Origin of the sequence: Ruegeria marina, from assembly GCF_900101475.1 — a bacterium.
In the GTDB taxonomy this organism is placed as follows: domain Bacteria; phylum Pseudomonadota; class Alphaproteobacteria; order Rhodobacterales; family Rhodobacteraceae; genus Ruegeria_B; species Ruegeria_B marina.
In genome coordinates this window covers 1-26778 of record NZ_FMZV01000006.1, presented here as the reverse complement: position 1 = coordinate 26778, position 26778 = coordinate 1, and the positions used below count along the sequence as shown (strand labels likewise).

The 26778-nt window shown below is 66.8% G+C and carries 15 protein-coding genes; 9 read left to right on the top strand and 6 right to left on the bottom strand.

Going from position 1 to position 26778, the window contains the following annotated elements:
* Window positions 1–45: 45 nt before the first annotated feature.
* The 7 genes from BLT75_RS10205 to BLT75_RS10175 are packed head-to-tail and all read left to right on the top strand — an operon-like array spanning window position 46 to window position 17095.
* On the top strand, window positions 46–6474 hold the full coding sequence (locus tag BLT75_RS10205; RefSeq protein ID WP_093030625.1) for a type I polyketide synthase: 6429 nt from the start codon (window positions 46–48) through the stop codon (window positions 6472–6474).
* A 4-nt stretch (window positions 6475–6478) separates the two neighbouring features.
* Window positions 6479–7486 (top strand): glycosyltransferase family 2 protein, encoded by a 1008-nt coding sequence (locus BLT75_RS10200; protein WP_093030622.1) that lies wholly within the window; start codon window positions 6479–6481, stop codon window positions 7484–7486.
* A complete protein-coding gene (locus BLT75_RS10195) occupies window positions 7483–12084 on the top strand; it encodes a MupA/Atu3671 family FMN-dependent luciferase-like monooxygenase (protein ID WP_093030619.1) in 4602 nt (1533 codons plus the stop codon). The genes BLT75_RS10200 and BLT75_RS10195 overlap by 4 nt, the downstream gene beginning before the upstream one ends.
* The gene (locus tag BLT75_RS10190; RefSeq protein WP_093030617.1) at window positions 12081–12752 is read left to right on the top strand and encodes a 4'-phosphopantetheinyl transferase family protein; all 672 of its coding nucleotides are present in this window, start codon (window positions 12081–12083) and stop codon (window positions 12750–12752) included. The genes BLT75_RS10195 and BLT75_RS10190 overlap by 4 nt, the downstream gene beginning before the upstream one ends.
* Window positions 12753–12783: 31 nt before the next feature.
* Window positions 12784–13731 (top strand): hypothetical protein, encoded by a 948-nt coding sequence (locus tag BLT75_RS10185; protein ID WP_093030614.1) that lies wholly within the window; start codon window positions 12784–12786, stop codon window positions 13729–13731.
* Window positions 13728–16253: a hypothetical protein gene (locus BLT75_RS10180; RefSeq protein WP_093030611.1), complete on the top strand. Its 2526-nt coding sequence runs from the start codon at window positions 13728–13730 to the stop codon at window positions 16251–16253. Before BLT75_RS10185 ends, BLT75_RS10180 begins: the two co-directional genes overlap by 4 nt.
* Window positions 16250–17095 carry a glycosyltransferase gene (locus BLT75_RS10175; RefSeq protein WP_093030608.1) on the top strand — a complete coding sequence of 282 codons (846 nt, stop codon included), beginning with the start codon at window positions 16250–16252 and terminating at the stop codon, window positions 17093–17095. Before BLT75_RS10180 ends, BLT75_RS10175 begins: the two co-directional genes overlap by 4 nt.
* 51 nt (window positions 17096–17146) lie before the next feature.
* On the opposite strand, the gene BLT75_RS10170 is transcribed toward BLT75_RS10175, so the two are convergent.
* Entirely contained in the window at window positions 17147–18346 is a 1200-nt protein-coding gene (locus BLT75_RS10170) for a glycosyltransferase family 4 protein (protein ID WP_093030605.1), read from the bottom strand.
* Between the two features lie 204 nt (window positions 18347–18550).
* Here BLT75_RS10170 and BLT75_RS10165 point away from each other — a divergent pair, with 204 nt between their 5' ends.
* Window positions 18551–19909, top strand: coding sequence for an oligosaccharide flippase family protein (locus tag BLT75_RS10165; RefSeq protein WP_093030602.1), 1359 nt, complete (start codon window positions 18551–18553; stop codon window positions 19907–19909).
* A gap of 4 nt (window positions 19910–19913) precedes the next feature.
* On the opposite strand, the gene BLT75_RS10160 is transcribed toward BLT75_RS10165, so the two are convergent.
* From BLT75_RS10160 to BLT75_RS10140, 5 genes are all read right to left on the bottom strand, one after another.
* Window positions 19914–21188 (bottom strand): GumC domain-containing protein, encoded by a 1275-nt coding sequence (locus BLT75_RS10160; RefSeq protein WP_176827919.1) that lies wholly within the window; start codon window positions 21186–21188, stop codon window positions 19914–19916.
* 97 nt (window positions 21189–21285) lie between these two features.
* Window positions 21286–22218, bottom strand: coding sequence for a CpsD/CapB family tyrosine-protein kinase (locus tag BLT75_RS10155; protein ID WP_143028540.1), 933 nt, complete (start codon window positions 22216–22218; stop codon window positions 21286–21288).
* Between the two features lie 40 nt (window positions 22219–22258).
* A complete protein-coding gene (locus tag BLT75_RS10150; RefSeq protein ID WP_093030593.1) occupies window positions 22259–23023 on the bottom strand; it encodes a sugar transferase in 765 nt (254 codons plus the stop codon).
* Window positions 23024–23812: 789 nt separating this feature from the next.
* On the bottom strand, window positions 23813–25054 hold the full coding sequence (locus tag BLT75_RS10145) for a GNAT family N-acetyltransferase (RefSeq protein ID WP_093030590.1): 1242 nt from the start codon (window positions 25052–25054) through the stop codon (window positions 23813–23815).
* Between the two features lie 2 nt (window positions 25055–25056).
* Entirely contained in the window at window positions 25057–26091 is a 1035-nt protein-coding gene (locus BLT75_RS10140; RefSeq protein WP_093030587.1) for a hypothetical protein, read from the bottom strand.
* A gap of 352 nt (window positions 26092–26443) precedes the next feature.
* Here BLT75_RS10140 and BLT75_RS24585 point away from each other — a divergent pair.
* Window positions 26444–26778 (top strand): hypothetical protein (locus BLT75_RS24585; RefSeq protein WP_218128871.1); only part of this gene is annotated, 335 nt, incomplete at its 3' end.

Here is a 26778-nt window from a genome sequence, read left to right as displayed (position 1 = left end):
GGGTAGGCGGGCTGAGGTAAACGAACAGGATCGTTTGGTCAGGCCATGGGAACGAGTGACTTTTGCAAGCAGGAAGGCGACATCGCCATCGTGGGCATGTCCGTGCACGTTCCCGGCGCCGCGTCGGCTGCCGAGTTTTGGGACAATCTCAGGGCCGGGATCGAATCGATCCGGCGGCTTGATGACGAGACGCTGATCGCGGCCGGAGAGCGCCCCGACCTGCTGGCAGACCCCAATTATGTCCGCGCGGCGGCGCCGCTGGACGGGTTCGACCGGTTCGACGCCGATTTCTTTGGCTTTTCCCCCAAGGAAGCCGCGATCCTCGACCCACAACACCGCCAGTTTCTGGAAACCGCCTGGGAAGCGATGGAAAATGCCGGTCATCCGCCGGATTCGGTATCCGGGCCGATCGGGGTTTATGCAGGCTGCGGCATGGGCAGCTATTTCTACTTCAACATCTGCTCGAACCCGGGGCTGGTCGATGACGTCGGCATGTTCCTGTTGCGCCACACCGGCAACGACAAGGATTTCCTGTCGACCCGCGTGAGTCACGTCTTCGACCTGCACGGACCCTCGGTCAATATCCAGACCGCCTGTTCCACCTCGCTGGTCGCCATCCACTACGCCTGCAAGGCGCTGCGCGAGGGCGAATGCGACATGGCGCTGGCGGGCGGCTCCACCATCGAACTGCCGCAGGGGCGCGGCTATCTCTACAAGGAAAACGAGATCCTCAGCCCCGATGGCCATTGCCACGCCTTCGATCACCGGGCGCAGGGCACCGTGTTCGGTTCTGGCGCGGGCGTGGTGGCGCTGCGCCGGCTCGAGGATGCGCTGGCCGACGGCGACCATATCTGGGCCGTCATAAAAGGCAGCGCGATCAACAATGACGGCGCCGACAAGGCGGGTTATCTGGCGCCCTCGGTGGGCGGCCAGGCGCAGGCGGTCAGCGCGGCGCTGAAGGCGGCGGATGTGCCGGCCGACACCATCGACTATGTCGAATGCCACGGCACCGGCACCTATCTGGGCGACCCGATCGAGGTATCGGCCCTGACCCAGGCGTACCGGGAACAGACCGCCGAGAGCGGCTTTTGCAAGATCGGCTCGGTCAAGACCAATATCGGCCATCTGGACACCGCCGCCGGGGTGGCGAGCTTCGTCAAGACCGCGCTGGCGCTGCATCACAGGCAGATCCCGCCCTCGCTGGGCTACGAGGCGCCGAACCCGGCGATTGATTTCGAGACCAGCCCGTTCCGGGTGAACGACCGGCTGACCGACTGGACCCCGCACAAGGGGCCGCGCCGGGGCGCGGTGAACAGCCTGGGCGTCGGCGGCACCAACGCGCATGTCATCCTTGAGGAAGCGCCAGAGCGCGCCGCCTCGGAGGAAAGCGATTTCCCGTTCCAGATCCTGTGCATATCGGCCCGCTCGCGCGCCGCACTCGATGGCAATGCCAAGGCGCTGGCCGGTTGGCTGCGCGCCAACCCGGAGGTCAACCTGGCCGATGTGGCCTATACGCTGAAAGAGGGCCGCCGCGGGTTCGAGAAACGCCGCGTGCTGGTGGCCGAAACCGCGCTTGAGGCCGCCGATTTGCTGGACCAGGGCGATCCGCGCCGTGTATTTACCCATGACGCGCTGGGAGCCGGGACCGATGTGGTCTTCATGTTCCCCGGTGGCGGGGCGCAATATGCGGGCATGGCGCGCGACCTTTACGAGGTCGAACCCGTCTTTGCCGAATGGATGGACCGGGGGCTGGCGCATCTGCAGAAAAGCCTCGATTACGATATCCGCGCCATCTGGCTGCCTGACGGTGACATGGCCGAGGCCAATGCCCGGCTGCAACAGCCCTCGGTGCAGTTGCCTCTGATCATGATCGTCGAATACGCGCTGGCGCAGCTCTGGCTCAGCTGGGGGGTGCGGCCCGCCGCGCTGGTCGGCCATTCCATGGGCGAGAACACCGCCGCCTGTCTGGCCGGCGTGATGCGGTTCGAGGATTGCATTGACCTGGTGCTGCTGCGCGGGCGGCTGTTCGACACGGTGGCGCCGGGCGGCATGCTGTCGGTTTCGCTGCCGCTCGATGAGGTGCAGGCGCTGATCGACGAGGATCTGGACATCGCCAGCGTCAACGCCCCCCGCCTGACCGCCGTCAGCGGCCCGCAGGCGGCGCTGGACCGGTTGGCCGAGGTGCTGAGCGCCCGCGAGGTCGAGTATCAGCGCATCCAGATCGATATTGCCGCGCATTCGCGAATGCTGGAGCCGATCCTGAAGGAGTACGGCGATTTCCTGCGCGGACTCAGCCTGAGTGCGCCGCAGATCCCGATCCAGTCGAACCGCACCGGCGAAGAGCTGACCGCAGAACAGGCCACCAGCCCCGACTATTGGGTGGCCCAGTTGCGCAACACGGTGCTTTTCGCCGATTGCATCGCGGCGCTGTCCGAGGGGCGCGACCGGGTGTTCCTGGAGGTCGGCCCCGGCAAGGCGCTGAGTTCGCTGGCACAGACGTCGCCCGCCGTGTCACCCGGCCAGGTGCTGAGTTCCCTGCGCCACCCCGACCAGGAGATCGCCGACGACGCCTATTTCTTCGGTGTGATCGGGCGGCTCTGGGCCTGCGGGGTCGAGGCTGACTGGCCGCAGATCTGGGGCGAGGCCAAACGCCACCGCCTGCCGCTGCCGACCTATGCGTTCCAGCGCAGCCGCTATTTCATCGAACCCGGTACCCTGCGGGCCGAGGAGCCGCGCGAGGTGCTGTCGCGGATCGACGACATGGCGCAATGGGGCTGGCGTCCAGTCTGGCGGCCGCGTCTGGCCGAATGCGACATCGACGTCGAAACCGAGCTGGAGGGCACCGCGCCGCTGAACTGGCTGATCTTTCTCGATGCCGGGGGGCTGGCCGCCAGGGCGGCCGACCGGCTCGAGGCCGCCGGCCATTGGGTGGCGCGGGTCAGAGCCAGCGACAGCTATGTCAAACAGTCCGACACCCGGTTCGAACTGGCCCCGGAACAGGGGCGCATGGGCTATGACCTGATGCTGCGCGATCTGGCGGCACAAGGCCGCCTGCCCGACCGGATCGGGCATTTCTGGCTGGTGACCGCGGCAGAAAGCTTCCGCCCCGGTTCCAGTTTCCACGACCGCAACATGGAACACGGCTTCTTCAGCCTCACATGGCTGGCGCAGGCCTTGGGGCAGGTCGAACTGCCGGGTCCGGTCCATATCACCGCCTTCACCACCGGCGCGGCGCAGGTCCGCAGCGAGACGCTGCCCTATCCGGCCAAGGCCACCGTCGCGGGGCCGCTGGGGGTGCTGCCGCACGAGATGCCGGGGATCACCTGCGCCTCGGTCGATATCGAACTACCCGCGCGCCTGCGCCCGCCGCTGCTGGCGCGGCTGCGCGGCGCCGCCCCCGAGCAGGACGAGGACCTGACCCCGCGCCTGCTGGAAGAACTGCTGGCCGAACCCGGAAATACAATCGCCGCCTGGCGCGACGGCAAGCGGTTCGGCCGCAGCTATCGCCCGGCGCCGCTGGAGGGGGATGCTCCTGCCTTCCGCGACGGCGGCACCTATCTGATCACCGGCGGATTCGGCGGCATCGGGCTGACGCTGGCGCGCCGCCTGATGCAGCGCCATGGCGCCAATGTGATCCTGCTGGGGCGCGAGGAGCTGTCCGCCGACCGCGCCGGCTGGCTTGCCACGCACAGCCCCGCCGACAAGACCAGCCGCCGCATCCGCGCGCTGGAGGCGCTGGAGGCGCTGGACCGGGGCCGGATCACCGCGATTGCCGCCGATGTCTGCAACATCGGCCAGATGCGCGCGGCGCTCGACACCGCGCAGGACCGGTTCGGCGCGCTGACCGGCGTCATCCATGCCGCCGGTCATATCGAGGACGGGCCGATCCTGGCCAAGACCGAGGCCGGGCTGGACCGGGTGCTGGCGCCCAAGATGACCGGGCTCCGGGTGCTGGACGAACTGTTCCCCGACGGCGTGCTGGAACTGATGGTTCTGTTCGCCTCTTCCTCGACCGCCAGCCGTCCGGCGGGCCAGGTCGATTACGTCGCGGCCAACGAATATCTGAATGCCTTTGCCAGCAGCCGCAGCGGGGCCAAGACCCGGGTCGTGGCGGTGAACTGGGGCGTCTGGGCCGATGTCGGCATGGCCGCCGAGGCGCGCGCCACGCGGCTGGGCAGCGATTCCGCCACCGAACGTGTTGCAACCGGCCTGCCGCTGTTGCACGAGGCCGGGTTCGACGAGGAAGGCAACCGGTTTTTCGTCTCTCGCCTGAGCGCCGAGGACTGGGTGTTCAACGAACACCGCACCGCCTCGGGCGAGGCGCTGCTGCCGGGAACCGGATATATCGAAATGGCTACCGAAGCGCTGCGCGCGCAGGGCGTGACGCATCCGTTCGAGATACGCGATCTCTATTTCTTCCGCCCGCTGCGGGTGAACGGCGCCCCGCGCGAGGTGATCGTGCGGCTCGAAACCACGGGTGATGGCTACGCCTTCACCGTGCACAGCGCCCTGCCGGGCGGCGGCTACGTGCAGAACGCGCAGGCTTCGCTGGTCGTCGCCCCCGCCGCGCAGGCCGGTACGCTCGACCTGGCCGCCATCGGCGCGCGCTGCCCGCAGGCGGCGACCGCTCCGGTTGGCGAGGTTCTGCATTCGCCGCAGGAAGCGCATCTGAAATTCGGCCCGCGCTGGCAGGTGCTGCGCGCCACTTCGCGAGGCGAGGACGAGGGGCTGGCCCGGCTGGCCCTGCCCGAGGAATACCGACGCGACCTCGACCAGGGCTACCAGATGCATCCCGGTCTTCTGGATCTTGCCACCGGCTGGGCCATCGAACTGGCGCGCGGATACCGGGGCCGGGCCCTGTGGGTGCCGGTCTCGTACCGGTCGCTGCGCGTCTTTGCCCCGCTGCCCGCCGAAATCCGCAGCTGGATGCGACCCACGCCCGGAACCACGCCGACCGAGGGGTTCGCCTCGTTCGATATCACGCTGACCGATCCGTCGGGCCGGGTGCTGGTCGATATCGCGGGGTTCCAGATGCAGCGCACCGCCGGCACCATCGACCTCGGGGATCCGGCCAGGGCCGATGCAGATGCCGCCGCGCTCGGGCTGGAACCGGTCCGCAAGTCGGCGGCCCTGTCGCCCGAGGAACAGCGCCTGCACCGCAATATCGCGCAGGGGATACGCGCCGAAGAGGGCGCCGCCGCGCTGGAGCGGGCGCTGAACAGCGGACTGCCGCAGGTGGTTGTCTCCTCGCTCGACCTGCCCCGGCTGGTTGCCGAGGCCGAGCAGATCTCGGCCCCCGCCGAGACCGGGCAGAGTTTTGAGCGGCCACAGCTCGATATCGAATATGTCGCGCCGCAGACCGAGACGGAAAAGACGCTTGCGGGGTTCTTCGAAACCCTTCTGGGGGTCAGCCAGGTCGGCACGCAGGACAGTTTCTTCGATCTCGGCGGCCATTCGCTGATCGCCGTGCGCCTGTTTGCCCAGATCAACCGCGCGTTCAGCGTGGAATTCCCGATCTCCGTCCTGTTCGAGGCCCCCAGCGTCGCCCGCATCGCCGAGAGGATCGACGCCCGGATCGGCCGCTCGGCGGCCCTGTCCGGCGACAGCGCGGAGCCGGCCGGGGATACTCCCGCCTTTGCCCATGTTGTGCCGCTGCACGATGTGGGTCCGGGCGGCAAAACGCCCTTCTTCGTGGTGGCGGGCATGTTCGGCAACGTGCTGAACCTGCGCCATCTGGCGCTGATGCTGGGGCGCGACCGCTCGGTGTACGGGCTTCAGGCGCGCGGGCTGGTAGGCGACGAGGCGCCGCATGATACGATCGAGGCGGCGGCGGCCGACTACATCGCCGAGATGCGTCAGATCCAGCCGCACGGGCCTTACCTGCTGGGCGGCTTTTCCGGTGGCGGCATCACCGCCTACGAGATCGCCCGCCAGCTTGAAACCGCCGGCGAGGAGGTCGCGCTTCTGGCGATGCTGGACACGCCGCTGCCGGTGCGCCCGGCGCTGGGCCGCCGCGACCGCGCCATCATCAAGCTGCGCCAGTTCACCGAGCAGGGCCCGCGCTTCCTCATGGATTGGGTCCGTACCCGGCTCGCCTGGGAGGTGAACCGCCGGCGCGCGCCGGTGCAGGACGCGGGCGGGGCGGCCTTCAACAATGCCCGGATCGAAGCCGCCTTTCGCGGTTCGATCGCGCGCTATCGGCCGCGCCCGTGGGACGGGCCGCTCCTGATGTTCCGCCCGCCTCTGGACCGGCGCTGGAAGGTTACGGGCGGCAACTGGGTCAGCGGCGCGCGCGAATACGTGTTCGACGACAACGACTGGGGAAAATTCGCCCGGAACATCGAGGTCATCGAAGTGCCCGGCGATCATGACAGCATGGTGCTGGTGCCGAATGTTTCGGTCCTGACCGAACATCTGCGCAAGCGGCTGCGCGATGCGGATGCCTGCCTGCCCCTGGACAAGGCTGCGGAGTAGAGGCATGAACGAACCGACCGTCCTGACGGTGATCCTGAACTATCGCACGCCGGATCTGACGATCCGCGCCTGCGAAGCGGCCATGCGCGAGATGCAGGACCTGCCCGGAGAGGTGATCGTGGTTGACAACGACTCGGGCGACGGGTCGGTGGAACGGCTGAAACAGGCGGCCGCCGCCCATGGCTGGGATGCAGGCGGCAGATTCCGCATCGTCGAAAGCGGTCGCAACGGCGGCTTCGGGGCTGGCATGAACTTCGGCATGCGGGCGGGGCTGTCGGACGGGTCTGCCCCCGATTTCTACTATCTCCTGAACTCCGACGCCTGGCCCGATCCCGGCTGCATCCGGGGGCTTCGCGACTTTCTGGTCGCGACGCCGCGGGCAGGGTTTGCCGCCAGCGCGGTACGCGGCGATGACAATGCCCCGCATCTTACCGCGTTTCGCTTTCCCTCGGCGGCCGGAGAATTCGAGGCCGCCGCCCGCACCGGCCCGATCTCGCGCCTGCTGCGGAACAGGATCATCGCCCCGCCTCTGCCCCGGACCCGGACCCGGGTGGACTGGGCATCGGGCGCGAGCCTGATGGTCCGGCGCGAGGTGATCGAGACCACCGGCGGCTTCGATGAAACCTTCTTTCTCTATTTCGAGGAAACCGACCTGTGCCGCCGCGCCGCTGCGGCGGGCTGGGAGACCTGGTACCTGCCCGAAGTCGGCGTTGTCCATATCGGTTCGGCCAGCACCGGGATGCGGAAATGGAAACGCACGCCGCAATACTGGTTCGATTCGCGACTGCATTATTCTCTCAAGAACCATGGCCGGGCCTATACGCTCTGGACCACCCTCGCCCTGATTGCGGGTACGCTGGTCTGGCGCCTGCGTCAGTTGATCCGGCACAAGCCGAGTTCCGATCCGGATGGTTTCCTGACCGACCTGATCGCCCATTCCTTACGCCGCACGCTGGCTCGCACCCCTGCGAGCCCGACGCCCGCCGCCGCTTTTCCGGAGGACAGCAGATGAGTTTGACCCATGTCGTGATCGGTAACGAGTCCCTGCTGATCGGATGCAGCGAGATGCTGCTCGACCGCGGGCACCGGATCACCGCGGTAATTTCGCAGGATGACGAGATCGCCGCCTGGGCGCGCAGGAAGGGCCTGCCGCACAGCCAGCGCATCGCCGATCTGGCGCAGCAATTCGCGCCGGGCGGGTTCGACTGGCTTCTCTCCATCGCCAACCTCTCGGTCATCCCGGATGCGGTGCTGGCGCTGCCCGCGAAGGGCGCCGTCAACTTCCACGACGGGCCGCTGCCACGCTACGCGGGCCTGAACACCCCGGCCTGGGCCTTGATGGCAGGCGAGACGCGCTATGGCGTGACCTGGCACCTGATCGAGGGTGGCATCGACGAGGGCGATATCCTCGCGCAGCAGATGTTCGACATCGCCGAAGACGATACCGCGTTTTCGCTGAACTCGAAATGCTATGGCGCGGCGCTCGACAGTTTCGCCCATGTCGCCGACCAACTGGAAACCGGGCTTGACCGCCGGAAGCAGGACCTGAGCCAGCGCAGTTACTTCGCGCGCGATGACCGGCCCGCCGCCGCCGGGCGGCTCGATTTCACGAAACCCGCCACCAAGCTGACGGCGCTGGTACGGGCGCTGGATTTCGGCGAGTACACCAATCCGCTGACCTGCCCCAAGATCGAAATTGGCGGGCAGGTCCTGACCGTGTCCACCGCAAAGTCCGAGGGCCGCTCGGGCGCGTTGCCGGGCACGGTTCAGACGGTTTCTTCCGATGCCCTGACCGTGGCGACCGGAGAAGGCGATGTGCTGCTCGGTGGTCTTCGGAGGCTCGACGGGACGCCGGTTGACCTGGTGCAGATGACAAAGCCGGGCGACCGCCTGCCCTCGCCCACCGGGGCCGAGGCACAGGCACTGGAGACCGCGCTTGCGGCGGCGCTGCCCGCCGAACGGCACTGGCGCAAGCGGCTGGCCGGGCTACACCCGCTGCCGGTGCCGCTGGCAGGGTCCAGCCCCGCCGAGCCGGTTACGGCCAACCGCATCTCGGTCCCGCATGGGCTCGACGATGACCGGCTTGCCGCCGCGGTGCTGATCTGGGCCCTGCGCAGCAGCGGCGAAGGCTTCGGCGATATCGCCCTGACCACCGGCGCCATCGAACAGACGGCCGCTGGCGGTTACCTGGCGGGCTGGGTACCGCTGCGCCTCGCCGATACCGATACCGTGACCGATACCCTGCGCCATGTCGCCGACATGCTGGCAGATGCGCGAACCAAGGGTGCGCCACCCGCCGACCTGCTCCTGCGTGATCCCCGGATCGGCCGCTGCCCGGTACCGCCGGTGGCGCTTGCCGTTGATGGTGCCGGGCCACTGCCCGGCGCGACCCTCACCGTATCAATCGGGAACGGCACGGCAACACTGCACGCCGACAGCGCCCGGCTCGACGGCAAGGCGGTCGAGTTCCTCGCCCGCCGGCTGGAAACGGCGATGTATTCCCTGACCCGCGCCGGCGACAATGACAGTCTGGCGAACGTGCCGATCCTGCCCGCATCGGAACGCTCGACCATGCTGAGCGACTGGAACCGCACCGCGCGCAATTACGACCGCACCCTGACCGTGCACCAGGCGTTCGAGGCGCAGGTTCAGCGCACGCCCGAGGCCACGGCGCTGGTGTTCGAGGGCCAGAGCCTGACCTATGCCGCGCTCGACGCCCGTGCCAACGGTGTCGCCGCCCGGCTGCGCAATCTGGGCGTCGCGCCCGGCAGCCATGTGGGGGTCTATCTCGACCGCTCGCCCGAATTGCTGATCGCCGCACTTGGCGTGCTGAAGGCGGGCGGCGCCTATGTGCCGCTCGACCCTGCCTATCCGGCCGACCGCATCGCCCATTACGTCAGCGACAGCGGCGCGGCGGTGATCGTGACGAGCGGCGCGCGCAAATCCAGCCTGCCCGCGACCGATGCCCATGTGCTCGACCTCGACACGCTGACAGAGGCACACGCGGAACCCGTCGACGGCGGCGCCACCGCCGACGATCTGGCCTATGTGATCTATACCTCGGGCTCGACCGGCACCCCAAAGGGGGTGATGGTCGAACACCGGAACGTGGTGAACTTCTTTACCGGCATGGACGACCGCATCGACCATGCCAATGGCGGCGTCTGGCTGGCGGTCACCTCGCTCAGCTTCGACATCTCGGTGCTGGAGCTGTTCTGGACCCTCGCGCGCGGTTTCAAGGTGGTGCTGAGCTCGGACGAGAACCGGGCCGAAGTGTCGAAAGGCCCGATCGCGGTCAGCGACCGGCCGATCGACTTCAACCTGATGTACTGGGGCAATGACGACGGGCCGGGGCCGAAGAAATACGAACTGCTGCTCGAAGGCGCGAAATTCGCCGATGCGCACGGGTTCAACGCGGTCTGGACGCCGGAACGCCACTTCCACGCCTTTGGCGGCCCCTATCCGAACCCATCCGTGACCGGCGCGGCGGTGGCTGCGGTGACGAAAAACCTCAGCGTGCGCGCCGGGTCCTGCGTGGCGCCGCTGCATCACCCCGCCCGCATCGCCGAGGAATGGGCGGTGATCGACAATCTCACCGGCGGGCGCGCCGCACTTGGCATCGCCTCGGGCTGGCAGCCCGACGATTTCATCCTGCGCCCGGAAAACACCCCGCCGCGCAACAAGCCCGCGATGTTCGAAACGATCGAAACCCTGCGCAGGCTCTGGCGCGGCGAGGCGGTGGAGTTCCCCAAGGCCGACGGCAGCATGCATTCGGTCGTCACCCAGCCGCGCCCGGTGTCGAAGGAACTGCCGCTCTGGGTCACCACCGCCGGCAACCCGGAAACCTGGCGCGAGGCAGGCTCCGTCGGCGCCAACGTGCTGACCCACCTTCTGGGCCAGAGCATCGACGAGGTGGCCGACAAGATCCGCATCTATCACGCCGCCCTGCGCGAGGCGGGCCATGACCCGGCCGATTTCAAGGTGACGCTGATGCTGCACACCTATCTGGCCGACAGCCGCGAGGAGGCGGCGCGCACCGCCCGCGAGCCGATGAAGGATTACCTGCGCTCGGCCGCCGGGCTGATCAAGCAATATGCCTGGGCCTTCCCCGCGTTCAAGAAACCCAAGGGTGTGACCAATGCGTTCGAGATGGATCTGGGCGTGCTCAGCGGCGACGAGCTGGAGGCCATCCTCGATTTCGCTTTTGACCGCTATTTCGAGGACTCGGGGCTGTTTGGCACCATCAGCGATGCGGTGGCCCGCGTCGAACAGCTCAAACGCATCGGCGTGGACGAGGTGGCCTGTCTCATCGACTATGGCATCGACCCCGCCGTGGTGCTGGAAGGGCTGAAACCCCTGGCCGAGGTGCTGAAGCGGGTGCGCGCGCCCAGCGCGCTGGCCGAGGATGATTTCTCGCTCGCCGCGCAGATCGTGCGCCATGGGGTGACGCATATGCAATGCACGCCCTCGATGGCGCGGATGATCGCCCTGAATGACGAGGCGCGCCTGGCACTTGGCCGGGTGAAACACCTGCTGCTTGGTGGCGAGGCGCTGCCCGGCGATCTGGTCGAGGATCTGCGCGAGGCGACCGGCGCCCGCATCCTGAACATGTACGGGCCGACCGAGACCACGATCTGGTCCACCTGCGAGGCGGTTGGTCCTGGCGTCAGCGGCACGGTGAATGTCGGCACCCCGATCGCCAATACCTCGGTCTATGTGCTGGACGGCGCGGGCCAGCCCTGCCCAATCGGCGTGCCGGGCGAGCTGTGCATCGGCGGCGAGGGCGTGACGCGGGGCTACTGGCAGCGCTGCGACCTGACCGAGGAGCGTTTCCCGCGCGACCCGTTCGCGGCCGAGGCCGGGCTGACCGTGACCGCCGCGCCGCAGATGTACCGGACCGGCGATCTGGTGCGCTGGCGTGCCGACGGGCGGCTCGACTTCCTTGGCCGCAGCGATCACCAGGTCAAGATCCGCGGCCAGCGGATCGAACTGGGCGAGATCGAGGCGGCCATCGCGGCCTATCCCGGCGTGACCGGCGCAGTGGTAATCGCCCGCGACATGGGCGGCGACACAAGGCTGGTGGGCTATGTCACCACCGGCGGGCCGGTGTCGGATGCCGCGCTGCGCACGCATCTGGCCGCGCGCCTGACCGAGGTGATGGTGCCCGCCCATATCGTGACGCTCGACGCCTTCCCGCTGACGCCGAACAAGAAGATCGACCGCAAGGCGCTGCCCGAACCGGTGCCGCAGCGCACCGCGCAGGCGGCACCCTCCGAGCCGCCGACCGGGGCCGAGGCACAGATCGCCGCCATCTGGTCGCGCATCCTGGGTGTGGGCGACATCCGGCCGTCGGACAACTTCTTTACCCTTGGTGGCCATTCCCTTCTGGCGGTGCAGGCCCATCGCGAGATCCGCGCGGCGTTGAACGTGCCGGCCCTGCCGATCACCGACATCTTCCGCTTCCCAACGCTTCGGAGGTTGGCCGCGCATCTGTCGCAGGGTGCGGCCCCGGCGGAACCGGCGCAGCCGGTGGTGGACACCGCCGAGCGCGCCGACACCATGTCGCGGCGGCGCGCGATGCGCGCCAACCGGCAGGAACGGGTCCGATGAGCAGCCCCGGCCCGACCGAGGCGCTGCTGCTCGCCTCGCCCCTGCTGGGCCGACAGGCCGCCCTTGCCGCGGCCGATCCGACACGGGACTATGAAGCCTATCCCGAGGAACTGGCCGCGATCCCAGGTGCGGTTGACAGGCGCCGGCGCGAGTTCGCCGCGGGCCGCACCGCCGCCCGGCTCGCCCTGCGTGAACTGGGCGCACCTGCGATGGCGGTTCCCATGGGCGCCGACCGCGCGCCGATCTGGCCGCCGGGCCTATTGGGCAGCATCACCCATACCGGAACCGCCTGCCTGGCCGCTGTCGCCTGGGAAGGGGAACTGCGGCTCCTCGGCCTCGATCTCGAAGAGGACACCCCCCTCGATCCCGACCTGATTCCGACTGTTTGCTCCCCGGCCGAACGTGCCTGGCTTGCCGGGCAGGATGACCCCGGCCATTGGGCCAAGCTGATCTTCTCGGCCAAGGAATGCGCCTACAAGGCGCAATACCCGATCAGCCGCACATTGTTCGGTTTCGACGCTTTGCGCATCGCGCTCGACACCGGCAGCCGCCGCTTCAGCGCCACTTTCCGCTCCGACATGCCCGGTTTCCGACGCGGGCATGTGCTGCATGGGCGCTATGCGGCCGGAGAGGGGCTGATTGTCACGGCAATAGCCGAGCCCGCGTGATATCCCGGCCCCGATGACCTAGATTTCGACCATGACTCGCTTTATCGCCCTGATCCTTCTCGTTCTCGGCCTTATGGTCGCCGCGTTCTGGTGGTTCTGGCTGCGACCGCGCCTGCCGGACGCCGCCATTGTGGCCGCCGCCTATGCCCAACCCCTGCCGCCGCCGCCGGGTCCGATGGCCGTGTTCCACCTGGGCCACAGCCTGGTCGGCCATGACATGCCCGCGATGCTGCAACAGCTTGCGCCCCAGGGCCACAGCTATGACAGCCAGCTGGGCTGGGGCACGCCGATGAAAGCGCATTGGGAGGCCGACGAACCGATCAAGGGCTTTGACGTGATGAACGCCCACCCCCGCTACCGGCCTGCGGACGAGGCGATCGGGTCAGGCGAATACGATGCCGTGATCCTGACCGAGATGCTCGAACTGAGGGACGCGATCAAGTATCTCGACAGCGACGATTATTTCACCAAATGGGCCGATCTGGCCCGGCAGGGGCGCCCCGACACGCGGGTGTTTCTCTACGAGACCTGGCATTGGCTGGACGATCCGGATGGCTGGCTCAACCGGCTCGACCGCGACCTGGTCGAGTTGTGGGAGAACGGCATCCTGCTTCAGGATCTCGCCCGAAATCCCGACCAGCCCGCGCATGTCATCCCGGTCGGGCAGGTGCTGTCGCGCTTTGTCCGCGAGGTCGAGGCGCGGGGCGGTGTCGGCGGCATCACCAGCGCCGAACAGCTCTTCGGCACCGATCCCGAGGGCAAGCTCGACCCGATCCACATGGGCGATCTGGGCAACTACATGGTGGCGCTGACCCATTACGCCGTGCTCTACCAGCGCTCGCCCGTGGGCCTGCCGCATGAGTTGCTGAAGGCCGACGGCACACCGGCCCGCGCCCCCTCGCCCGAGGCCGCGCGCCTGATGCAGGAGGTGGTCTGGCAGATCGTGACCACCTACCCCAAGACCGGAGTTCCGCAATGAGCTGGCTTTCCTCCCTGATCGGGGTTCTTTTCATCGGCCATTCACTGTTCGGCCCGACCAATCCCGACATGCTCTCGGCAGTGCTGGAGGGGCACGGTGTCCGGGTCGAAGCGCAGATCATCAATGGCGCGCCTCTCTCCTACAACTGGGAAAACGGCGACAAGGCCGAGGGCGTGAACGCGCGCGCGGCGCTGGCGGGCGGCGGTTACGATGCGGTGATCCTGACCGAGGCGATCCCGCTGGCCAACCAGATTCAGTACAACGACAGCCTTGGGTATGCCCGGCGTTATTACGACCTGGCGGTATCGGCCAACCCGCAGGCCCGCGTGTTCCTGCAAGAGACATGGCACGACCTGCGCTCGGGCAGCGGCGCCCGGATCGAGCATGACACGGGCGCCGGTACACCCTGGCGCGAGCGGATCGAACAGGACCTGGGCCAATGGCAATCCATCGTCGACGGGGTGAACGCCACCCGGCCTGCCGGCGCGACGCCGATGCAGCTGCTGCCCGCCGGACAGGCGATGCTGGCCCTGACCGACGCCATCGCCGACGGCACCGTGCCGGGCCTCGACCGGATTGCGCAGGTGTTTCACGACGACATCCACCCCAATCCCCTTGGCTTCTACTTCCTGACCATGGTGCAATACGCGGCCCTGACCGGAGAAAGCCCGGTCGGCCTGCCGCACCGGCTGAAGGACCGCTGGGGCAGGCCCTTCGACGCCCCCAGCCCGGCACTGGCCGCCCGCCTGCAAACCGTCGCCTGGGAGGCGGTGCAGAGGTTTGCGCCACCCGCCCCGCCCGCACCCGTCGCCCCTGCGCCCGACCCCGCCACGGCGGCGGACGAACCCGCCGAAACGCCCGCCACATTGGAACAAGGCTATGTTCCGCCGCCGGAACCCGACGGGCCGGTCGCCATCGCCATCGGGCTTGCCGGCGTCAACGACTGGTCGGTGCAACAACCCTTTCTCGACGTGTTCAAGACCGCACGCCCCTGGATCGGTCACCTGCCCGGGCAGTTCGGCGGCGCAACATATGACGAACTGAAGGACGCCGGTTACCTGGACGAGAACGGCTGGCCCAAGGCGATCCCGCCCGAGCTGGGCTCGATCGGCACCCTGATCCTGACCGACCTGCCGGTCGAGGCGGTTTCGGCCGCCGGGCGCTATGTCCTGCGGTTTGAGGGGCAGGGCATCGTCGAAGTCCTGGGCCGGGCCGAGAACGTGCGCTATGGCAGGAACAGGGTCGCGTTCGACTATACCCCCGGACCCGGGCCGGTCGACATCCGAATCCAGCGCACCCACCGCGGCGGCGAGTATGTGCGCAACATCACGGTGGTCAAGCAAGAGCATCTGGCCGCCTTTGACGCCGGCGCGCGCTTCAACCCCGGCTGGCTCGATCGGCTCTTCGGCTTTCGCGCGCTGCGCTTCATGGACTGGATGCAGACCAACAATTCGCAGCAATCGGCCTGGAAGGATCGCCCGAGGCCCGAGGATTTCTCCTGGGCGGTCAGGGGCGTGCCGGTCGAGATCATGGTGGACCTGTTGAACCGTACCGGCGCGGACGGCTGGTTCAACATGCCCCACCTGGCCGATGACGACTATATGCGCCGCTTTGCCGAGATCGTGCGCGACACGCTCTGGATCGAACAGCGCGCCTATGTGGAACTGTCCAACGAGGTCTGGAACTGGCAATTCACCCAGGCGCAATGGGCCGAGGATCAGGCCCGCGCCCGCTGGAACAGGAAGGACCATTGGGTCAGCTATTACGCCGCCCGCGCGGTCGAGATGGCCGATATCTGGGCCGAGGTCTTTGGCGATCAGGCCGAGGCGCGGCTGGTGCGGGTAATCTCGACCCAGACGGGCTGGATCGGGCTGGAGGAGATGATCCTTGACGCGCCCGCCTGGGTGGCCGAGGAACCGGGCCGCGCCGCCCCCGCCAGCCATTTCGACGCCTATGCCGTGACCGGCTATTTCGGCGGCACGCTGGGCTGGGAACAGCGCCTGCCCTTGCTGCGTCAGTGGCTGGCCGACAGCGCCGCCGAAGCGGCGGCGCAGGCCGAGGCCAAGGGGTTGACCGGCCCAGAACGCGATGCCCATGTTGCCCGGCACCGGTTCGACCTCGCCACCTCGCTGGCCTGGGCTGAGCTGCGCGATGGCGCGGCCAGCGGTGACGCGACCGATACGCTGGCCAAGAACCTCGGCACCCAGCTGCCCTATCATGCCGGGGTGGCGGAAAAATACGGGCTGGACCTGATCATGTACGAAGGCGGAACCCATGTCGTGGGAACCGGCCCGCTGATCGACGACGAGGAACTGACCGCCTTTTTCACCCATTTCAACTATTCGCCGGAAATGGGCGATCTCTATACCGACCTGATCCGGGGCTGGCACGCGGTGGGCGGGCGGTTGTTCACCGCCTATGCTGATGTCTACCGGCCCAACAAATGGGGCAGCTGGGGGCACCTGCGGCATCTCGACGATGCCAACCCGCGCTGGGATGCGCTGGTGGAGTTTCTGAAGTGACCCGGCACCTCAGCGTCATCATCCCGGCCCATGACGAGGCCGACTGGATCGGTGACTGCGCTCGCGCGCTCCTAGCCTCCGATCCGCTGCCCGAGGGCTGGCGGGGCGAGGCGGTGGTAGTTGCCAATGGCTGTTCCGACGACACCGCCGCGCGCGCCCGCGCGCTGGCGGATCTCGCCGCCGAACGCGGCTGGGGCTGGACGGTGCTGGAACTGGCCGAGGGCGGCAAGCTCGGCGCGCTCAACGCCGGAGACGCCGCGGCACAAGGGCCCTTGCGCGCCTATCTCGACGCCGATGTGCGGGTCGACCCCGATTTGATGGCAGCGCTGGTGAGGGCGCTCGACACTGACACACCCCGCTACGCCAGCGGCACGCCGCGCCTCGCCCCGGCCCTGAGCCGGATCACCCGCGCCTATGGCCGGTTCTGGCAAACCCTGCCCTTTGTCACCACCGGCGTGCCGGGTTTCGGCCTGTTTGCGGTGAACGCCGCCGGGCGCGCGCGCTGGCAGGACTGGCCCGACATCATCTCGGACGACACATTCGTGCGACTCAGCTTTGCGCCCGCCGAACGGGTGCGGGTTGCGCCCGGTTACGACTGGCCGATGGTCGAGGGATTTGCCAACCTCGTCCGGGTGCGCCGTCGCCAGAACGCGGGCGTAGCCGAGGTGGCCGCGCTTTATCCGCAACGATTGGAGAATGACGGAACACCCCGCCTCGGCGTCTCGGGTCTGATGGTCCGGTTGCTGCGAGACCCGGTCGGATTTGCGGTCTACGCTGGCGTATCGCTGGCCGTGAAATCCCCGCTCTTCCGTGCGCGCGCGCGCTGGACGCGGGGCCGCTGAGGTGGTCGCGCAGCCAGGAAAATTCGTCGAATTTTCCTGGCCTCCCCAACCTCAGCCGCTCTTGAAGAATTCGGCCAGTTTCGCGGCTTGCCCGTCGATGTCATGCCGTTCCAGCACCCGGGCCCGCCCCGCCTGTCCCATCCGGTCGAGCCTCTGTCGCCCGACCACGGCCACTTCCTCCAGCGCATCGGCCAGCGCCGCCGGATCCGCCGCCGGCACCAGCCAGCCGGTCTCGCCGGGCCACACCAGCTCGGGCGTGCCGGCGACATAGGTTGCCACCACCGGGCGGGCGGCCGCCATCGCCTCCATCACCACCATCGGCAGCCCCTCAGCGAAACTGGGCATCACCAGCGCATGCGCGGCGTCCAGCGCCGCCCGCACACCGTCCTGGTCCAGCCACCCGGTCAGGGTGACATTGCCGCCGAGGTTCAGCCCGACAATCGCCCGCTCCAGATCGCCGCGCATCTCGCCATCGCCCACCAGATCCAGATGCGCCTGCGGATGGCTCCGCACCAACCGCGCCATCGCCTGAAGCAGGATCATCTGCCCCTTCTGCTCGACAAACCGGCCCACCGCGACCAGCCGCAGCGGACCATCCGGCACCGGCACCGGATCGGCAAAGGCCGCAGGCTCGATCCCGCAATGGACCACCCGCAACCGGTCCCAACCCGCGAATGCCGTCCAGCGGCAGAGCTGGCTGCGGCCGAACTGGCTGACCCCCACCGCAAAGCGCGCGCGCGCCAGCTTCTCGGGCAGCGACAGCGCCGCCGGGGCATCGAACTCCTCGGGCCCGTGCACGGTAAAGGAAAACCCCGGCCCGCCCAGCGCCTCGGCCAGCATGGCAACGGTCGTGGAATTGGTGCCGAAATGGGCATGTACATGGGTCACGCCTGCCGCGCGGCAGCGGGTCGCGACATGCGCCGCCTCGGCCAGATAGATCACGTGCCGGAGCCGCCCCGCCGGCGACACCCGGCCGCAGCGCCACGCCAGCCGCAGCGCCGCAAAGCCACGACCTGGCGCGACAAGGAACCGGCGCAGCAACGCAAGGCCCAGCCCCAGCGCGCCGCGATCCAGCACATACTCTGTCCGCTCCGCCTCGGCCCTGTCGCGCGCATCGACCAGCGGCACCGCCGCGCGGCGCATCGCCAGCCGCAGGACCGGGACTCCCTGCCGCTCCAGCGCCTGCACCTCGCGCCGGATGAAACTGTGCGAGGGCTGGGGATAGGTGTTCAGGACATAGGCGATTGTCACGGCGGCGGGACCTGCGGCGTTGGCTTGGCCAAGAGGTAACGCGCCCGGGACCGCCTGCCTACCCGTCCGCCTGCACCCGGGCACCGCCTGTGGACGCCGCGCCACAAGGCGGCGCCCCTCTCCCTGGCTCCGATTGACCCGGAACGGCACGCTTTCTAGCGTGACGTCAAACCGGCAGGCCACGGCCACCAGCGGGGATCCCGAATGTCTCGTCTCCTTACCGCCTTCAGCGGCACCGGCCTGATGGCCCGCGTCCTGCGCAGCGCCTCGTGGCTGATGGTGGGCTACGGCGGCAGCCAGGCGCTACGCCTTGCCGCCAACCTGATCATGACGCGCCTGCTGTTCCCCGAGGCATTCGGCATCATGACCCTGGTCACCGTGGTCGTCGTGGGCCTGAGCCTGTTTTCCGATGTCGGTGTCGGCCCGTCGATTGCACAGAATCCGCGCGGCGACGACCCCGATTTCCTGAACACCGCCTGGACCATCCAGGTGTTCCGGGGCTGCATGCTGTTTGCGGTGGCCTGCCTGCTGACAGTGCCGGTCGCGCGGTTCTACCAAGAACCGGAGCTGGTCAAATACCTGCCGGTGGGCGCCCTAGCCCTGCTGGTGTCGGGGTTCTTTCCGACCCGGATCGAAACCGCCCACCGCCACCTGTTGGTCGGGCGTCTGACCGTGCTGGACCTGGCAAGCCAGGCCATCGGCATCGGCTTCATGGTGATCTATGCGGAACTCACCCAATCGGTGATGGCGCTGGCGCTCGGCGGCGTGGTCTCGGCCGTGGCCAAGCTGCTGCTGACGCATTTCCTGCTGCCCGGCCCGGTGAACCGGTTCCGCTGGGAGCCGGCGGCCGCCAATGACCTGATCCATTTCGGCAAGTGGATCTTCCTGTCGACGGCGCTGACCTTCGTCATCAGCCAGGGCGACCGCGCCATCCTGGGCCGCTACCTCAGCATCGACATGCTGGGGATCTACAACATCGGCTATTTCCTCGGCAGTTTCCCGATGATGGCGGGGCTGTCGATGATCGGTCGCATCATGATCCCCGTCTACCGCGACAAGCCGCCGGCCGAAGGTGACATGAACCGCCGGTACCTGAGCCGCCTGCGCGCCGGCATGAGCCTGTCGATCGGTCTTGCGCTGCTGCTGATGGCGGCAATCGGGCCGCAACTGGTCGGGCTGCTCTACGACGCGCGCTACCAGCTGGCTGGACCGATGGTGACGCTGATCTCGCTGGCCTTCTATCCCCGGCTGGTGATCCTGACCTATGACAACGTGGCGCTGGCCATGGGCGACAGCCGGTCCTACTTCATCGTCATGATGGTGCGGGCGGTGTTCCAGATCTTCTGCATCATCCTGGGGCTGGCGCTTTTCGGCCTGGTGGGCGGCATCGCTTCGATGGCCGTGGCAACGGTCGCAAGCTATCCGGCGGTGGTCTGGCTGGCACGCAAATACGGGGCATGGGACGCGGGCCACGATGTCGTGGCGATCCTGGCCGGCCTTCTCGCCACGGCCCTGATCCTGTGGATGCACTGGGCCGACATCGCCCTGCTTTCCGGCTACTGAGGCGCTATTCCGCCGGCGCGCGGGAACCCCGGAACCGGCGCGTCATGCGCCGCCACAACGACGGGCGCGGTGCGCTGGCATCGAGGAAGGGCACCACCACCACGGGGCGGAACCCCAGTTCGCGTTCCATCTGGTCAGCGCTGCGGATCACCGGGTTGCGCCACTCCAGCACATAGGCCAGCGCCAGCGCCAACCCGATGCTGGCAGCCAGCCCCAAAAGGGCGATCTTCTTACGGCTCTCGGTCACCGGATAATCCGGCAGGGCGGCCTCTTCGATCACCATCAGGCGTTCGGCCTGACGTTCGGCCTCGATCAGAAAGCCCATCTCGGCCTCGTTGCGGCGGCTCGCCACTTGCGCCAGCTGGTCGCGCAACTGGTCGAGACTGCGGTCATAGGCGCCCAGCACCCGTTCCACCTCGGGGCTGCCTTCTATCAGCCGTTCCAGAGCGTACTTGCGTTCTTCCAGAAGGTCGCGCTGCGCGTCCAGCGTGGCCAGTTGTTCACCCAGATCCTTGCGCAGGCGTTCTGCCGTGGCCGGGCGCTCGCTTTGCAAGGCCAGTTCAATCGCCCTTTCGATCTGGATGCGCTCGCGGGCGATATCGAGCAGGCCGTCGTTGATTGTGCGGATCTCGTCACGCCTGGCTTCGACTGCGCCCGGCAGGCTGAGCTGATGGGTGGCACGATAGGCTTCAATTTCGGCTTCGAGCGTTTCGACGTCCTGCTCCAGCGCCGCCTTCTGGGCGTCAAAGAAGTTGAGCGTCGCGCGCGCGTTTTCTATCCGGCTCTGCTTGCTCAGTTCCACCGTGCGTTGCCCGAACTCATGCGCCACCTGCTGCGCGAGTTCCGGCGTGGCCATGCGGGCCGTGATGCTGAGCACGGAAATCGCGCCATCATCGGCATAGCCTTCGCGCGCGGCAGCGATGCCCTCGATGCGGATGGCGTTGCGCAACATCGTGACCTTGGCCTGCGGTTTCAGCGCCGGCAGATCGTCGTAGATGCCGTATTTCTCGATGATTTCCAGCATCGTCCCCCGGGTCGTGAGAACCTGCTGGATCAGCTGAAGCCGCCTGGCGGCAGAGCCTTCGACCGTACTGCTGGCCAGTTCATCGGACACGACCGGACGGGCAATCTGGATGACTTCGTGGGATTCATACTCGTGCTGGTGCATCATCGCCGCGTACAAGGACAGCAGCGACCCCACGAAGATCACGGCGATGATCAGTCGCGCCCGGCGACGCAGCATATCGACCACATCGCTGATCGAATGGATCGGCCCCATACCTGTTATCTCACTCGTTTCCGAAGCCCTGCTCTCTTGCCCGCAAGAAAACAGGGTATACCGCCCAAATTAAGGCAACACGCCGGAAAAACGAAGGTCAAACGACGTAGTTTTCCGCCCCATTCCCGCGCCCGCGGTTCAGCACCACGCCCAGCAACGGAACATCCGCACCCAGCACCTGTTCGCACCGGCGTATCTGTTCGGAGGTCGTACGCGTTCCGTCCGCCACCAGCAGGACCCCGTCGATCCGTGGCACCAAGGCAACCAGATCGTCAAAACCCAGAACCGGCGGAAGGTCACACAGAACGACATCCGGGCGCAGGTCCTGCTGTATCTGGTCCAGCATGTCGGATGCGGTGCCGGAGTGCAGCAGTTCGGAGGCATCGCGCACCGGCCCGGCGCCCAGCCCCACCGCGAGCGTGTCGCTGCACCGGGTCAAATGGTCGAGATACGAGGTCTCTCCCTTCAGCAATCGGCGCATGTCGGCCCGCGCAGGCAGTTCCAGCGCCGAAGCGACACCCGGATCGCGCATGTTGAGATCCAGCAACACGGTGCGGCTGGCAGGAACGCGCGCCATGCTGAGCGCAAGGTTCACCGACGTGAAAGTCGCCCCACACCCCGCAGTCGGCGCAGCGATGGCGATCCGCGTCCATCCCTTTGCCTTGAGAGCCTGCAGTACCCTTGTCCGCATCACGTCGAACGCCCGGGCCACCGGATCGGTCCGAAACAGGTTGACCAGCGGCATACGGCCATCCCTCGGCAGGCTCAGCCGCAAAGGTGTCGCGGCCAGACGCTCCCACGGTTCCGGCTGCGTTGCAGGCAACTGATAGTGTGCCGGCTCCACCTGCGGCCTCCTGGTAGAGAGTTGGGTCTGAGGCTGAGAGACCATCTCCTCGGCTTCGGCGCGCAGGGCCGCCTTGCGCCGGAACGGGCGGGTTTTCGCCAGTTCATCGTCACAAGTTTTCTTCGGGCCCTGCATTACTGTCGTCACATTCCCGTTCAAGCCCAGATTTCTGCCATGATAAGCCATCGCCATCTCCCGACCGAAGTAAATTGGGTACCGAGCCTGTTCAATGGCCGGTGCGACGAACGACAACCGTTGTCGTTCTAATCAAAAGCGCCAGATCCCCCATCAGGCTCAGGTTCCGCGCATAGTCGGCGTCGAGCTTGGAACGATGGTCGAAGCGCGAGTTGTTGCGATCCGACACTTGCCAAAGCCCCGTGATCCCCGGGCGCAAGGAGAAGTATGCCTCTGCCTTGCCGTAGAGCGGCAGTTGCTCGGGCATCATCGGGCGCGGGCCGACGAGGCTCATTTCACCTTTCAGAACGTTCCACAGCTGCGGCAGTTCATCCAGCGAAGTCCGGCGCAGAAACCCGCCGACCGGTGTTATGCGCGGATCGTTCTTCAGCTTCTGCGTCGCGTCCCATTCGGCCTTCAGGGCCGGATTCTTGTCCAGGAGGTGGGCCAGTCGCGCATCGGCATCCATGACCATGGTACGCAATTTTACGATATGGTACTGCTTGCCCCCCCGCCCCAGGCGCGCCTGCCAGTAGAACGGGTTGCCACCTTCGCGCCACAGCATCAACGCACAGAACACAACCACCACGCCTGCAACCGGCAGGGACAAGAGCACAAGGGTGACATCCAGAGCACGCTTGCCCAGATCGGCATACAGGGCGCCCCGCCGGGAACCACGCCCCCCCTCGGTTCCCAGCGGAGCATTCAGATTGACTGGAGCCCGTCCCGACCTGGTTGCAGGAAGCGGCGTCGTGAACTGAACCGAACCTACCGATGTCGCACCGGCCAGCGATGCCTTTTGGGTATAGTCGCTCATTTCCCCCCCTGCGATAGGGACAAAGGCCACCCTGACCACGCCACCATGGCGTAGAAAGGCCAAGCCAAGACACTTGTTACAAACCCCGGGACAGTGGCAGCCGGCCCAAGGTTTCGCGGAAAGTTTCCTCTGTTCCGGCAGCGCCCTACGCGCTGCAACTCGAACTCGAATACGGCGCAGTCACGCCACATTTCCGCCATGATCAGGATTACGCCTGGACCGGCAAAAATTTAAGGAATTCTGCGTAAACAGATTGTTTCCATTTATAAACGCCCAAAACAAAGGATTTTTTCAAAAATCGAGATAATCAATTCCTCTCCGGGCGAGCAAATGTTCCCGCTTCGTGAACAATGGAATCCCGGAATCATTGTCCTGCGGCCTTGGTTCGGGTCACCGGAAACGAGGCGCAATTGTGTCAACGGTCCGGCAGGACCCCGGAGACCAAGTTGCCGGCGCCGCACGGTCAAGGAGGACCGCGAAATGACACCGCAGCAGGCGATGTTGACCGGCGCGGTCCCCACGGCGAGCGCAGACAATCCGGGATGTCCGATCAGGCAATGCGGCGCCTCGGGTCGCCCTGTCCAAAGCGCATGGCGCTTGCTCGACGGCGACGGGGCCGAGTGGCATGAGTATCGTCCTGCTGCCGGGTCTTGTCTGCGCCCCTGCACGCGAAGAAGGTGTTCGCGCGCGCTCCGGCAGGCCGCTACATCCAGTCAAAGCCGCGCATCTTCATTGATTTCCTGCGCTCGGAGCTGTCCCCGGCAACCGAAGGCCTGAACCGCCACCGGTTCACTCGCGGGCCGGCCGGTCCATCATGCCCAGCAGCTGACGGCAACCGGCCGCCGCCTCCCTGGTCTGTTCCGCCTCGACAAAGCCAAGCACCCGGCCAAGCGCCGCTTTCCCCGAGATCGGGTCAAGCGACCGTCCCGGCGCAGGCAGGGCGCGCCGCCGGATGGTGAAATAGGCGACACGGCTCTCCTGCGCGCCGAAACTGTACTTGTAGGGTTCGTTGCCATGGCAGAAATCATAGATTTCGTGTCCCTGCCGGATCGCCCAACCGATGGCTTGCGCATGCAGCAAAAGCCCGATGAAATGACCCTCGGCGCTTTCGTCCCGACCCGCGACGATGAAATGCACCCGCCGCATGCGCGGGTCGACGACATGGCCAAGCGCCCCGAGTACCTGGCCATTTCGCTTGAGAACCGGCATGTAGAGCAGTCCAAGCTGACTTGCGGTGGTCAGGATGCGCAGATAGTTCGCGGCAACCTGCCGCGCGGTCTCGACGCCCTTGACCGGCGCCCATTTCCGCATCCACAACCTGAGCAGCGCCGCCATGTCCGCCTTCAGCGCATCGCCCGAGGCATGGGAGAGGGTACATTCCCCGCTTTCAAGATACCGGCGGGTGAACCGGCGGATCTTCTGACGGGTATTCTTGCTCGGTCCGGTGGTCAGCCAGTCCTCGTATGTCGCCGGCAGATGCACCCGCGGGCAGATCAGGTTGTCGGTCTCGCCCTTGTTGATGAAATAGTCCTTGCGGCGCGCCGAGTATTCTTCGCCGGGAAAGGCAGCCATGAACTTCGCCGCACGCGCCTGCGAGCCTTCGTATCTCAGCGACAGCCGTACCCATGGGCGCTGCCGCAACACCTCGGCCAGCGCTGCGATCGCGGCGTCCTCGTAGGCCGGTTCGCACAGAAACCCGGTGTATTCGCTCCACAAGAGCCGCCCGCCCGCCTCGATCTCGGACTGGAACTCCTGCCGCGAACTGCTCCAGTGCACCCGGTACTTGAGTGGAAAGACGCAGACCAGCCGCGGGCCGTGGAACACGGCCAAGACCCGCCAACGACCCGGATTGCCGGAAAATGCCCGCTCCAGCCAGTCCCAGGAGAGGAAAACGGTGCCTTCCGGGTCGCGCCCTTCCAGCGCCCGCCATCGGTCGCGCAGCGCCGTCAGATCCTCCATCCGCTCGACAGAAGCGACCCGTAGCCCGCTCGCCTGCACGGCAAGGGTCAGGATATCGGCGGCGCCATCCATGATCAGGCGCTTTTCAACGAGCGCCCATCCTTCAGGATCGCCCGGAAATAGCCCTCCGACGCCTCGAAATTACGGGCCAGCGGCTCGGTCACCGGTGACTGGGCCGCATAATAGGCGCCCACGCGGCTGATCTGCATTGCGAACTCGGGATGCACCCCGGCATCGTCATACTTGCGCACCCGTTCCTTGGACAGCCAACCGCGTTTCCTGGCCTCTTTCGTGATCAGTTTCAGCCGCTGGACCGCATGGAAGGTCAGGTAGACCGACAGGTAGTCAAAGTAGTCGCCGATCCCGTGGCCGCAACCGGGGTCGAAGGCGTCGATCATCACATCCGCCATCTGGTCGGGCGCCACCGGCCAGGCTTCGTCGCCGATGAGCCAGGCAAAGTCCTCGGCCCCGTGGCGCAGGCCGGAATACTCGAAGTCGAACCACCGGAGCTTGCCCGCCCGGTCCAGCGCCGCATTGCCCGACCGGCAGTCCCACTTCACGAACTGCCGGCCCGGAGAGGCCAGTCGTTCGGCCGCCGCCTGCCGGTCAAAGCGGTGCGAAATCCCCATGGAATAGGGTTGCAGCACATCCACGGCCTCGACCAGGCTGGTCACCCAGCCGTCATTGGCACCCAGATGCGGCAACATCCTGTTGAGATCGGTGCGCCGCGCCGCGCTCTGTATGCGAAAGATCGCCGCTACCGCCTCGGCGGCCAGGTCCAGACGGCCCTTTTCCTTGTGGCGCACGATCTCCTGGTTCAGCCGGCGGCGCCCGACATCGGACTGGAACATGATCTCGCCCACCACGCCCAGGCATTCGGGCAGGTCGTCGCTATGGGCGCGCAACTGCTCCAACACAAAAGCTTCCAGATGGGTGCGCCGGAAATTCGGGCGCAGGGTGGCGATAACGTCCAAGTCGTTGAAATGCAGCCGGAAACTCGACCTCCCCTCGCCACCAGGAGCAGTGACTTTCTGCACAGGCCGCCCGAAATGCGTCTCTGCCGCCGCCACGATCCTTGTGAGCCTGTCGCCTTTCCCGCTGTCCGTCATGTCCCGCCTCTCTTTGACACTGGCACCGATTCATTTACCAACACGGACCGCCCCGCCCTACCGGCACGACCCGTGAGTCCGGGCGATATCACGATTGCCGATTCGTCCTCAGAACTAGCGCGATTCCCCGCCAGAATACGGGAAAAAGCCCGATCAATTCCCTAGTTTCCGGCGCATTGTTTCCAGCCTCGCCCAGCCCGCCGGAGTTTTGGCCATAATTTTGACACAAATTTGCCCCGTTACGCCACAATTGCCTACGCTGTCCTTCTCGCACGGAACTGGCGCTCTGCCGGTTCAATTGCAGGGCATTCACACTGGCCGGATGCGGGGCTCTATTCGGGGGATTTGTGTAATGGGTTACGGAAGAGGGAACTGGCAAGGCGGCCAGTACAGCTGGGGTACAAACAGCTACCACAATGGCGGAATCGAGGGAGATGGTTTCTCTTCCTGGTATGACACGCATATCGGAAATCGCTTTGCGGGTTTGACTTCGCAACAGCCAGAGGATGACGAAGGCTCCGGCGGCACAAAGGGGTCTGGCGGCACCAAGGGATCCGGCGGCACCAAGGGATCCGGCGGCACCAAGGGGTCCGGCGGTACCAAGGGCTCCGGCGGCACCAAGGGCTCCGGCGGCACCAAGGGCTCCGGCGGCACCAAGGGCTCCGGCGGCACCAAGGGCTCCGGCGG